The 11292-nt window shown below is 53.5% G+C and carries 9 protein-coding genes; 5 read left to right on the forward strand and 4 right to left on the reverse strand.

Going from position 1 to position 11292, the window contains the following annotated elements:
• The first annotated feature begins 5 nt into the window (after window positions 1–5).
• On the forward strand, window positions 6–920 hold the full coding sequence (locus KTE_RS17815) for a hypothetical protein (RefSeq protein WP_201383138.1): 915 nt from the start codon (window positions 6–8) through the stop codon (window positions 918–920).
• A 95-nt stretch (window positions 921–1015) separates the two neighbouring features.
• Here the strand turns inward: KTE_RS17815 and KTE_RS17820 are convergent, their stop codons facing one another.
• Window positions 1016–1882 (reverse strand): DUF1206 domain-containing protein, encoded by an 867-nt coding sequence (locus KTE_RS17820; protein WP_201383140.1) that lies wholly within the window; start codon window positions 1880–1882, stop codon window positions 1016–1018.
• Window positions 1883–2136: 254 nt separating this feature from the next.
• Here KTE_RS17820 and KTE_RS17825 point away from each other — a divergent pair, with 254 nt between their 5' ends.
• Window positions 2137–2919, forward strand: coding sequence for a sugar isomerase domain-containing protein (locus KTE_RS17825; RefSeq protein WP_201383142.1), 783 nt, complete (start codon window positions 2137–2139; stop codon window positions 2917–2919).
• Between the two features lie 91 nt (window positions 2920–3010).
• Here KTE_RS17825 and KTE_RS17830 read toward each other — a convergent pair whose 3' ends face one another.
• A complete protein-coding gene (locus KTE_RS17830) occupies window positions 3011–3961 on the reverse strand; it encodes a BadF/BadG/BcrA/BcrD ATPase family protein (RefSeq protein ID WP_201383144.1) in 951 nt (316 codons plus the stop codon).
• A gap of 35 nt (window positions 3962–3996) precedes the next feature.
• The gene (locus KTE_RS17835; protein ID WP_201369424.1) at window positions 3997–4737 is read right to left on the reverse strand and encodes a GntR family transcriptional regulator; all 741 of its coding nucleotides are present in this window, start codon (window positions 4735–4737) and stop codon (window positions 3997–3999) included.
• 441 nt (window positions 4738–5178) lie between these two features.
• On the opposite strand from KTE_RS17835, the gene nagA reads away from it, so the two are divergent.
• Complete coding sequence (nagA, locus tag KTE_RS17840; protein ID WP_201383146.1) at window positions 5179–6387, forward strand: N-acetylglucosamine-6-phosphate deacetylase; 1209 nt, start codon at window positions 5179–5181, stop codon at window positions 6385–6387.
• A 127-nt stretch (window positions 6388–6514) separates the two neighbouring features.
• Here nagA and KTE_RS17845 read toward each other — a convergent pair whose 3' ends face one another.
• A complete protein-coding gene (locus KTE_RS17845) occupies window positions 6515–7549 on the reverse strand; it encodes an SIS domain-containing protein (protein WP_201383148.1) in 1035 nt (344 codons plus the stop codon).
• A 770-nt stretch (window positions 7550–8319) separates the two neighbouring features.
• On the opposite strand from KTE_RS17845, the gene KTE_RS17850 reads away from it, so the two are divergent.
• Together KTE_RS17850 and KTE_RS17855 are read left to right on the forward strand one after the other, a co-directional pair.
• Window positions 8320–10020: an ABC transporter substrate-binding protein gene (locus tag KTE_RS17850; RefSeq protein WP_236600478.1), complete on the forward strand. Its 1701-nt coding sequence runs from the start codon at window positions 8320–8322 to the stop codon at window positions 10018–10020.
• Window positions 10021–10295: 275 nt separating this feature from the next.
• Window positions 10296–11291, forward strand: coding sequence for an ABC transporter permease (locus tag KTE_RS17855; protein WP_201369421.1), 996 nt, complete (start codon window positions 10296–10298; stop codon window positions 11289–11291).
• Window position 11292 lies beyond the last annotated feature (1 nt).

The raw sequence follows: 11292 nt of genomic DNA on the forward strand, positions 1-11292 counted from the left end.
ATTGCATGATGCGGGATAATTTACCGCAGCCCCCAATGTCACAATTGGAGCACGCAATCGCGACAGTCCTGGCGTGCCTCAGTATGGTGAAATACAACGCTGTCTTGCGAGAAGAGCAGCGTGTGGAACTGGCTTCGGATATTGAGAAGACGCTCCAGTTTTTACGGGGTCCACTGGCCGCAACCCACGCACCAAAGGAGCAGGATACAAGCACAATGCCTGTCTCGCCTCAAATGACAGCACCTTCTTTGGAGATCCCTGCCCAGCAGCACCAGGGAGCGTTTACGGCTGCCAGAGCGCAACCTCACCTGGAGGCGCTCTATCGCGTATATAGCACATATTTGCATATGGGCAATGGCAATACTCTCGATGCATTCGTGGTGCGCTTCAATGAGGTTATGGCAACGCTGGATGAAATCCAGGCTGCCACTGACCCAGAAGCAGAGGAGCAACTGCCTCAGAACCAGCAGCACTCCGTCGAGGATGCGCTTCATCGCGTCCGTGGCTTTATTGCCGACCTATATTATATGTTTCTGGAGTTTGTGCGCGCCTTATCTGAAACCCTGGAGATGCACGAGCCTCAGTCCCACACCGAAGAACTCTCCTCGCTTCCACGACAGGATACCATGGAGAATATTGAAGCCATGCCCAGATTACCCGCCAGCCCGCAATTGGCACAACTGGCCCAGGTGTATGAGAAGCACCTGCAAATGAATGCTAAAAAAGGTGTGCTCTATTTGCATGTTAAGGATGCGATGGTCTTTTTAAAATTTCTCGAAGAAAATTTGCGCAATGATTTGCAGAAGCGGAGTGAAATCATTGCACAAATGAACCGGGTGGGACGCTTATTGCAGGATTTGTCCCAGCTTTTGGCGAGCTATGAAGGGGCTGTGGGCGCACTGGTGCATCCAGATCTCTAACCTGGAGGGCATACTAGGTACGTTGCTGCAAAAGCACACGTCTACATATGATAGTTATATGTAGACGTGTGCTTTTGCAGCGTTGATTTGGTGGCTTACCTTACGCCAATGCGGCGATAGCGTGCTTCAACAAAGGAATAGACGCCATAGGAGAGCATGCCCAGCGCGACGACACCCAGCATAAAGGCGCCAAATGGCTGTTGAGAGAGTACCTGTAAGGCCCCGTCCAGACCTTTGGCCTCGTAGGCGTTATGCTGGACCGCAGCGATGAATAAGAAGATGCCGATAATCACAAAGACAATACCCAGCGCGGTATAGCCAAAGCGTCCCGCGAACACCGCCATTTTGCGGATATTTGGCTGAATTTCGTAGAGCGAGAGATGTTTGACGAAATCCGCTTTATAGGCCCTGAAACAGAGGTATCCTCCCAGACCTATCACAATGATACCAACAAGCACGAGCAGAGGTACGCCAAAGCTTGTATGCAGTAGGCGCGCTGTCCAGTCCTGAGTGTTCTTGGTAGAGCTGGACTGGTGGCTGGATCCGTTCATTACCGTCTGAATACCGCCGTAGGCAAGCAGGCCATACGAGATGCCGGTAATGGCGTAGCCAATGCGGCCAATGATGCCCATGGTCTTTTTCCCTTTGTGCTCTGTGTCTAGAATGGCCTGAAAGAGAGACCAGATGGCATAACCAAAGAGGCCGATGGCGACCACCGCCAGCAAGAATCCGCCAAATGGCTGCTGGTTGATGGTTTGAAGGGCTCCTGTCTGATCAGTTGTTTTGCCACCATGTCCAACCGACAGCTCAATGGCAAGTAGGCCAATCAAGACATACACAATACCGCGCACGGCGTAGCCAATACGGGCGAAGATAGTCATGCCTTTGCTGTAGGCCACGTCTTTGGCGGCGTCACCCATATCCTGGCTTGCCTGGTTGATATGCCCTTTCATTTGTGTCATGAGAGTCACTCCTTTATTAATATCATTTCATAAGTTCTCTCTATGCCTAAGGGAAATGTTTATAAACGAGAATTTCTGAAAAGATACATTGATGTCTAAATGTTGAAAGTATTCCTTCTAAGGCAAGTGCAATCTATTAAGCTACTCTTAGCACGTGCTAGCAGCGCGAAAGGATGCGCTAAGCTGGGAAGGATGACGTATACTGAGAGCAGTATGCTGTAGGTTCCCTTACTACACGGAAGGAAGGACAATGTATGAGTCAACAGAGAGAAGTCAATGATGCTTTGACTGGCGTGAGCATGGAGCGTTACTGGCAGGAGGCGATGAGGACTGTTACACGCTTACAGCAAACGCAGATGGAGGGTTTGCGGGAGGCGGCGCGCCTGTGTGCCGCCTGCCTGGCGCGTGGTGGCGTGATACATACCTATGGCACGGGTCATTCACGCGCCTTTGCTATGGAACTGGCTGGCCGGGCTGGGGGGCTGGTCCCTGTGAATCGGCTGGACCTGGAGGACCTGGCCTTGCGCGCGGGGTGGTCCCCTGCGGTGGTGATGCATCCTGATATTGAGCGCGATCTCCAGGCTGGCAAAGAGCTGCTTGGATGTTACCACATTGAGCCTGAGGATCTATTTCTTATTTGTTCAAATTCTGGTGGGAATGCCGCTATTGTTGAAGTGGCGCAACAGGTGAAGCAGCGAGGCCACACCTTGCTGGCAGTCACCTCGCTGGCCCATACGCACCAGTCCCCAGCTCGTCATCCCTCTGGCAAGAAGCTCTATGAGCTTGCCGACCTCGTCATCGATAACCAGGCGCCATTCGGCGATGCCTTGCTGGCCTTACCCGATGGCAGTACCGCCTGCGCTATTTCTTCCGTCACGGGTGCGCTTATCGCCCAGATGTTGACCGCGGGTATTATTGCCCTCTTGCTTGAACAAGGACTGGAGGCCCCAGTCTATCTCTCCGCAAATGTACCAGGAGGAATGGAACGCAATAACCGCCTGGTCCAGTACTACGCCGACCGTATCCGCCCAGTATAGAGCTCGCCGACGCTGCTCAAGCACGCGTCTACATATCATGGTACGATATGTAGACGCGTGCTTGAGCAGCGTCGGCCATGCTACACAACATTTAGGACTGTTGCCAATGAGTGATGCTCGTAAGATTACTTGCCCCCTGAGCCGCGCTGCGTGCAGGCTCATCCACAAGCGCGATCTCACCAAGCGTGAGGCATCGGTCGAGCTGCTCTATGACCTGCTGCCGAAATGCCCCTTCGTGTATAAGTAAGCCACCACACAGTGCCAGGGCCAGCGGCTGTCCCGCGAAATTCATTTTCCTATAGACAGCACCAACTGCCAGCGCGAGTTCTTCAGCGGCGTGGTGAACGATCTCGTTGGCCACAGCATCTCCTTCGCGTGCAGCTTGCAGGACACAGGTAGAGAGTTGCGCAATTATGGCTTTATCACCCAGAGGGTAAATGTGGGAAATCAGATCGTAGGGATTAGTGAGCTGCCAGTGCTCCAGGACGCGGTGCATTAAGGTGGTGGCGGGTCCACGCCCGTCTGCGGCGCGTACAACGGCCTGTAGGGCTTGCTGCCCCAGCGCGTAACCGCTCCCTTCATCTCCAAGGATGTGTCCCCAGCCCCCACTACGTTGTATATTGCCATGCAGGTCACGTCCAAGCGCGATGGAGCCTGTACCAGCGATGAGGACGATGCCAATGGCCTGAGGCAGGGCACTTAGCCCCAACTCAGCATCGTTGGTCAGGAGCACGTGGGGAGCCAGTGCGCGCAGGTGAGGTGTGAAGTCGTGGCGTGCCTGGGGGGTATCGATGCCCGCGAGCCCAATCCAGGCGTTACGTACCTCAACTGGACCTGGCGCCTGGGCACGAGCCGCTGCCGCAGCCTGGTAGATGCTTGCTTTGGCTTGCTCAAGCCCGACATTGGCATAGTTCGCGCTGCCAGCCTGCCCACGCCCAAGTTCGCGACCCTGTTCATCAATCAGGATGGCTAGCGTTTTGCTTCCACCACCATCGATGCCCAGAAAGCCGAGGGGAGCTGAAAGGGTCTGTTCTTCTGTCATACTTGCTCCTTGCGAGACATATACCCCGTGCACACTTATGGAACTAACTGATTCCGTAGCATATGAGTGTAGAATGTGTATTTATGCCCACAGTAGACCGAGCGTGCATACTCAATGGGTAGATCACGATTGGTATAGGTGGTGCGACGCGTATAGAGGGCGGGGCTTCCTATGGGAAGATTCAGCAGCTTTGCATCTTCTTCATTGGTGAGGCCCGCCTCAAGTTCCTGTTCTGCCTGGATGAGTTGAATGCCATACCTGCTTTCCAGAATACGGTAGAGCGATTGTGTCTCCAGGTCCTCATCCAGCAGCCTTTCACAGCCAATAAATGAGAGGTGGGAGCGCTCAATTGCGAGCGGTTCGTTGTCGGCGAGCCGCAGGCGTTGCAGGCGGAAGATAGGTTGACCAACGTGCAGGCGCAGGCGTTCGGCAAGGTCTTCTGTGGCGGGAATCATATGCATGCTGAGGACGCGTGTTGCCGGGGCCTGACCCCGCGCACTGATATCCTCGGTAAAGCCAGTCAGGCGAATTAACTGCTGTGTAATCTTGTTGCGACTGACAAAGGTGCCTTTGCCCTGCTCGCGATAAAAGATACCCTCGTTCACCAGTTCGGTGAGCGCCTGGCGCGCGGTCATACGACTAATGCCATATTGTTCGCCAAGCTCGCGCTCAGAAGGAATGAGATCACCTGGCTTCCAATCGCCAGAAGTTACCTTCTCGCGCATGATCTCCTTGAGTTGATAGTAACGTGGTAGGGGGCTTTTTCGGCTTTGCATAAAATAGGTTCCATACCTCTTTCCGTGGATGCTCTCCAGCGTACAAGCACGATGCTAGCGACATTGCTAAATGGTACAGCGTTCTATAGGGCAGTGGCTAGCCTTTTCTGCCCCGAAGTGAGACCTTCTCTATGACGTATTTGTGCCAGTTTGCTTGCTATTCTTCTGCTATGAAAAGAGAGATGGTATAATTGGTATGTTGTATATACCAGCTTGCACTGTCATAATCTCATAAATGCAGGATGGCGTCAAGGGAGAGATTGGGAAGGATGGTGAAGCTAGCAATAAAGCAGATCTGGATATACAGGGTACGTACATGTCCAGAAAGAAGATTGTACAATTTAACCGTGCTGTATGTTACGTATCAATAGCAGGGGAAGCCGCACAAAAGATGTTACGTCGTTATCGTATTTTTTAGGTTTCGCCTTGAAGGAGAGGTCAATGCGTTTTACACTTCGTGGTGCTCGCTTAGTCGATGCTACAATGGATGTAGCTGAGGGCAATATGACTATTGCCCAGGGGACAATTCAAACGGCGAACCAGGCTGATAGCCAGCCTGAAGTGGTGATTGATGCCACGGACGCGATTATTTTGCCCGGCTTTATTGATGTTCATACCCATGGCGGCGGTGGTCATAATCTCCATACCACTAAGCTAGAGGAGATCCTGGCCTATAATCGCTGGGTCGCCTCCACCGGGGTAACATCGTACCTGGTTGCCGTGGTCGGCACGCCAAACTGTATGCCAGAGGCGCAGCTGCAAACCGCGGTGTCGGCGATTAAGGACTGGCAACACAGGTCCGAGGGTGCTCAACCCCTGGGGATATTTCTTGAGGGACCATATATCAATGAGAAGAAGCGAGGCGCCCATCCTCCAATCTGGTTGCGCATGCCTAGCCTGGCAGAGACTGAGCGGATTCTTGAGCTGACTGAAGGCTATTTAAAGCTGGTTACGCTTGCCCCGGAACTGGCGGGGGCCAACGAGATGATGGCGCGCCTGCTGGCTGAGGGAGTGACCATTAGCATGGGCCATACCGAGGCCAGCTATGAGCAGACGCTTGAGGCGGTTAAATATGGCGTCTCGCATGTGACGCACTGTTTTAATGCCATGCAACCCCTGCACCACCGCAACCCCGGTCCACTGGCCGCTATCGCCCCTCTTGAGCATGTCATGGGCGAGCTGATCGCCGATGGTGTACATGTGCATCCCTCAATGATGTATGTGCTGGTGAAGTTGCTGGGTCCCCAGCGCACCATCGTGATTACGGATGCCCAGCCGGGGGCGGGCGCTCCAGATAGCACCTTTGAGTTCGCGGGCCAGGTCGCGCGTGCGATTTGTGGCGCGGCACGCCTTGAGGATGGCACACTGGCGGGGAGTATCCTGACACTTGACCAGGGGTTGAGAAATATTCTGGAGATGACGCCGGTAAACCTGCAAGAGGCGTCTGGCATGCTGTCCTATAACGCCGCACGCTCGATCAAGGTCGCGGACCATAAGGGGCTTCTGCGACCAGGCTACGATGCCGACTTTGTCATCCTCAACCAGGCGCTGGAACTGCAAGCCACGGTGTGCCAGGGGCGCGTCATCTATGCTCAGCCAGCCTGGGATGAGCGTTTATCCCTCTTGAAGCAGCAAGAAGAGGCGCTTTAAACGAAGCGCCTCCCTCTCCGTTTCGTTGCGAGCCTGTAGGGTCCATGCTGGCATGGACTCCGAGCGAAGCGATGTTTCCCCTGTAGGAGAGTCCATGCCAGCATGGACCCTACAATCTTAGAGGCCACTACAGCGTGCGCGTCACTTTCTGTAAGCCGCGCGGAACATCGGGATCCAGCCCCTTTGCCAGCGTAAGATGAAGCGCCAGGACCTGTCCAGGCAGGATGGCGGTGATGGGGCTGAGCCACTCAGGCACCGCTGGTGGAAGCGCCAGTGGTGTTGTCGCCTGGGAGAGAATTTCCTGCTCCTCTGAGATCACCAGGAGTTCGGCTCCGCGTTGCTTTAAATCTCTGGCGAGATCAAGCATATCGTCATATGTGGCGTCTCTGGGGGCCACCAGGAAGACGGGCAGGCCAGTATCCACGGTGGCGATTGGGCCATGGCGGAAGTCAGCCGAGGAGTATGAGGTGGCCATGACATAGGTCAGCTCCTTCAGCTTGAGGCCGAACTCAAACGCAGTAGCATAGTTATAGCCGCGACCAATAACCACGCACTGGTCCATGTAGCGATAGCGCTCAGCGCGCTGGGCCAGGGGGGCAGACATCTCAAGTGTTTGGCGCATGATCTCTGGCAGGCGTTGTAGCTCCGTCATGCGCTGAGGGTTCCCGCTCCAGGCCGCGGCGAAGAGCATCATCACCGCGAGCTGCGCGGTATAGGTTTTTGTCGCGGCCACACTGCGCTCACGGCCCGCGTGCAATTCGATGACATGATCGGCAGTAGCGGCCAGGGGAGAGCTACCGTCGTTTGTGATGGCAAGCGTGGGACGTCCCTGGCGTTTCCCCTCTTCAAGTACGGCGACAATGTCGGGTGACTGTCCCGATTGCGAAATACCAACTACCAGGGCGTTGCGCATATGAGGGGCTTTATGGTAGAGCGTATGGAGCGAAGGGGCCGCGAGCGCGATAGGATAGCCCGCCATGATCGGCCAGGCGTACTTGGCGTATGTCGCAGCATGATCAGACGAGCCGCGGGCCGCGATCAGAACATAATCAAATGGTGGCAACTGGGCAACCACGTTCGTAATATGCTCTGTCTCTTGCTCGAGTAAGTGGGTGATGACCTCGGGCTGGCTGTATATTTCTTGTTCGAGTAGCGAGGACATTGAGAACTCCTTCGTTGAGTAGCCTTGTGGTGATAAACATACCGACTTTCCAGTCCTTTTTACTATAACACACAATATGGTCTAGTGGTCTAGATGACTAGGCATTACCCCTGCTGGAGAACGATCCCTTTGCTTCTTTGCAAGGGAAAAAGGATGAGATTTTGTCCGGTAATCGAACGTAGTATTGATTACAGCGAAGAAACAGCTAACAAAGAGCCAGGCCCAGAAGTGTAAAGGTGAATTTTACAGGAACTAACGGAATTTTTGGTCTAGTGGTCTAGATGACTTGACATTTGGAGAAAGAAGAGTTAAAGTACTATTAAGATATTCAAGTCTTCACTCCCAAAAGAGATCCATTAGTTGAATTGCTTGTATTGAGGGTCTGGGAGAATTCAAGTCTAGTAGCGTCCTCTGAGGAGAAAGGAGCAAAGGAGAAGAAGCAGCGTTTTACGCTTATGCTAAGTGGTAGCTTGCATAGAGATGAGTTTGTCGGGTTGACCTTCTCTCATAAAGAAGGCTCGGCGCCGTTTGCCCTGTGGAAGGTTCTATAGTATATGCTTGCTGTTCTTGTCTTTCGCGCCAGGCAAACGACTTGATTATTTAGACGCTATCCCCCCACGCTGACAGACAATGGGTGTCTGTGCATCTCGTTGGAGAGGTCCTGTTCAACCAATAACGTTTTATGTGTATTGAAGAGGCAAGTATATAGATGCTTTCGATATTTTCGATATTTTCATATGCTTTGCCATTTCAGCGTCAGGAGGTCTTTCGTGTCTTCTGTCTCTTCTAGCTTGCGGACAGTGATGTTCCGTAAAAAGATGGGCGCCGGCATGTGGCTCTGTTCCTTGCTGGTCATCCTCACTATGCTGCTGGTCGCCTGTGGCGGCAACTCTACATCCTCTGGTAATAGCAGCAAAAAGGCGGTACTCAACATTGGCGCGCATGTTGGTGGCGATTTCACCAAGGCGCTTAGCCCTTATAACCCCAATGCCAACGAGGGTGTCAAGGGCATGGTCTATGAAACGCTGTACTACATCAACAAAATTGATAACACCAACAAGCCCTGGCTGGCCACAGATTACAAGTGGAGCAGCGACAGCAAACAGCTTACCTTTACCATTCGCGATGGCGTTAAGTGGAACGATGGTAAAGACTTTAGCGCCGATGACGTAGCCTTCACGTTCAATATGCTCAAGCAGTACAAAGCTGCCGATGCGCAGGGCCTGTGGACAGGTGGTTATTTACAGAGCGTGACCGCGCCTGATAGCAAGACTGTTGTTATCAACTTCACGAAGCCCTATCCTCCCCTGTTCTGGTATATCGCTGGCCAGACCTTCATCGTTCCCAAGCATATCTTTGAGGGCGCTGGCGATCCTACCACCTTTGCGAACGAGAACCCGGTTGGTACCGGTCCCTACACCCTGAAGAAGTTCTCAGCTCAGTTGCTGGTCTACGCCAAGAGCTCCAGCTACTGGCAGGCCGACAAGGTCAAGGTTGATGAGCTGCACTACCCATCCGTGAAGGACAATACCACCTTGCAGCTCGAGCTGGCCAAGGGTCAGATCGACTGGGGTAGCTTCTTCGCTCCCGACCTGGACAGCACCTTTGTTGCCAAGGATTCTGCTCACAATCACTACTGGATGACGCCAACCGACGTCTTCGCGCTTTACCTCAACCTGACCCAGGCGCCTTTCAATGATGTCGCCGTCCGCCAGGCTATCAGCGCCGCGCTGGATCGCCAGCAGTTGTCGAAGCAGGCTGAGAGCGGCTATGTGGAGCCCGCCAGCACCACTGGCTTGATCCTGCCCAACAACAAAGACTACCTGGATCCCACCTACGCCGACGTGCAGAAGACAGCCCAGGCCGATAAGGCCACCAAGCTGCTTCAGGATGCCGGTTACGCCAAGGGTTCCGATGGCTTCTTCAAAGACAAGAGTGGCAAGAAGATGTCCTTCAACCTGACGGTGGTCTCCGGTTGGACCGACTGGGAGCAGATGTGCCAGGTCATCAAGCAGAACCTGAAAGATATCGGTATCGATGTCAACATCAATGCCATTCAGGATACCGCGTACTTCGATGCCCGTAACAACGGCAAGTACCAGATGCTGATTGGTGGCCTCTTCGGTGGTCCGAATCCCTTCTACCTCTACAACACCCATTTGAATAGTGCGAATCTCTCCCCCAATGGCTTCAACTGGGAAAAGTGGAATGATAAGCAGAGTGATTCCTTGCTGAATGACTATGCATCCACAACGGATCAGGCGAAGCAGAAGAGTGACATCCAGGCTCTGGAGAAGATCTTCGCTACGCAGCTGCCAGTCGTGCCTCTGGTGAACGCCGCTGCCTGGTATGAGTACAGCAGCAAGAACTTCACTGGCTGGCCTGACAAAGACAATGCTTACGCTGTCGGTGCCGCTTACGCGGCGCCTGACAACCTCCAGGTTGTACTCAATCTGACTCCTGCATCGTAAGTTTCTATCCGAAATCCGGTGGAGATGGTCCCATAAGGGCCATCTCCATTTTCCCTGCCTCCACCAGTGCCTTATAGATCTTATGTGGAAACCAACGCCGCTCCCGCGGCTAGTGCTTCGCGCTCAGGTTTCCGAATAGACAGATACTGGTTTGCATTCTTTCTGTATCTCTATCGTGCTATGCTACTATTACGATCCGGTAAAGATAAGCCCAGGATTTGTAGCTTCTACCCTGGCTTGGTAGAACTGGCTTGCACGCTATAAGGAGTACCATTATGCGTCACCTGTTACGTCGCATTCTGTTTTATCTTGTCGCTCTCTGGGCTTCGGTCACGCTCAATTTCTTTATCCCTCGTCTGGCACCCGGTAACCCCGCTGAGGCCATGATGCTACGCTTCGAACGGCAGGGGCATCTGGCGCCAGAGACGGAGAAGGCGCTCCAGGCTGCCTTTGGTCTCAATACGACCGATCCTCTGTATGTACAATACTTTAGGTATCTGGGCGATCTGCTCCAGGGACGCCTGGGCACCTCGCTTACCAACTATCCAACCCCCGTGAAAGATGTGATCGCACAAGGCATCCAGTGGACTCTGGTCCTGGGCGGCATTGCGGTCATCATCAGCTTTATTCTTGGCTGTTTGCTCGGTATTATTATGGCCTGGAAGCGTGGCTCGTTCCTGGATACATTCCTGGCTCCGGCGACGACATTTCTGTCTTCGATCCCCTATTTCTGGCTGGCCCTGATTATTGTGTATATCTTTGGGTACACGCTTGGCTGGTTCCCCTTCTCGGATGGCTTTGATACAGCGCTGGATATAGGCTGGTCGCCTGACTTCATTTTTAGCGCGCTCTACCACGGTATTCTGCCCGCCCTGACAATTGTGCTCTCCTCCGTCTCCGGCTGGCTGCTGGTGATGCGCAACTCGATGATTACGACGCTCTCTGAAGATTATGTCTTAATGGCAAATGCCAAGGGCCTGGCGCCCAGGCGTGTGATGTTCTCTTATGCCGCGCGCAATGCTATTCTGCCCAATGTCGCTGGCTTCGCCCTCTCGCTGGGTACGATTGTTGGCGGGCAGCTTCTTACCGAGATTGTTTTCTCGTATCCGGGTATTGGCTATACACTCTTGCAGGCGGTGCAAGGCCAGGATTATGCACTTATCCAGGGCATCTTTTTGATTATTGCTCTGGCTATCCTGGCTGCCAATTTCCTCGCCGACCTGGTCTATACCCTGCTTGATCCACGTGTCCGCCAGGAAAGGAGCGCGTAAA

Source organism: Ktedonobacter sp. SOSP1-85 (genome assembly GCF_016587415.1).
GTDB lineage: Bacteria > Chloroflexota > Ktedonobacteria > Ktedonobacterales > Ktedonobacteraceae > Ktedonobacter.

Coding starts and splice junctions, on each gene's coding strand:
- KTE_RS17855 (WP_201369421.1), top strand. CDS start 10,296: ATGCGTCACCTGTTACGTCGCATTCTGTTTTATCTTGTCGCTCTCTGG.
- KTE_RS17825 (WP_201383142.1), top strand. CDS start 2,137: ATGAGTCAACAGAGAGAAGTCAATGATGCTTTGACTGGCGTGAGCATG.
- KTE_RS17820 (WP_201383140.1), bottom strand. CDS start 1,882: ATGACACAAATGAAAGGGCATATCAACCAGGCAAGCCAGGATATGGGT.
- KTE_RS17845 (WP_201383148.1), bottom strand. CDS start 7,549: ATGTCCTCGCTACTCGAACAAGAAATATACAGCCAGCCCGAGGTCATC.
- KTE_RS17835 (WP_201369424.1), bottom strand. CDS start 4,737: ATGCAAAGCCGAAAAAGCCCCCTACCACGTTACTATCAACTCAAGGAG.
- KTE_RS17815 (WP_201383138.1), top strand. CDS start 6: ATGATGCGGGATAATTTACCGCAGCCCCCAATGTCACAATTGGAGCAC.
- nagA (WP_201383146.1), top strand. CDS start 5,179: ATGCGTTTTACACTTCGTGGTGCTCGCTTAGTCGATGCTACAATGGAT.
- KTE_RS17830 (WP_201383144.1), bottom strand. CDS start 3,961: ATGACAGAAGAACAGACCCTTTCAGCTCCCCTCGGCTTTCTGGGCATC.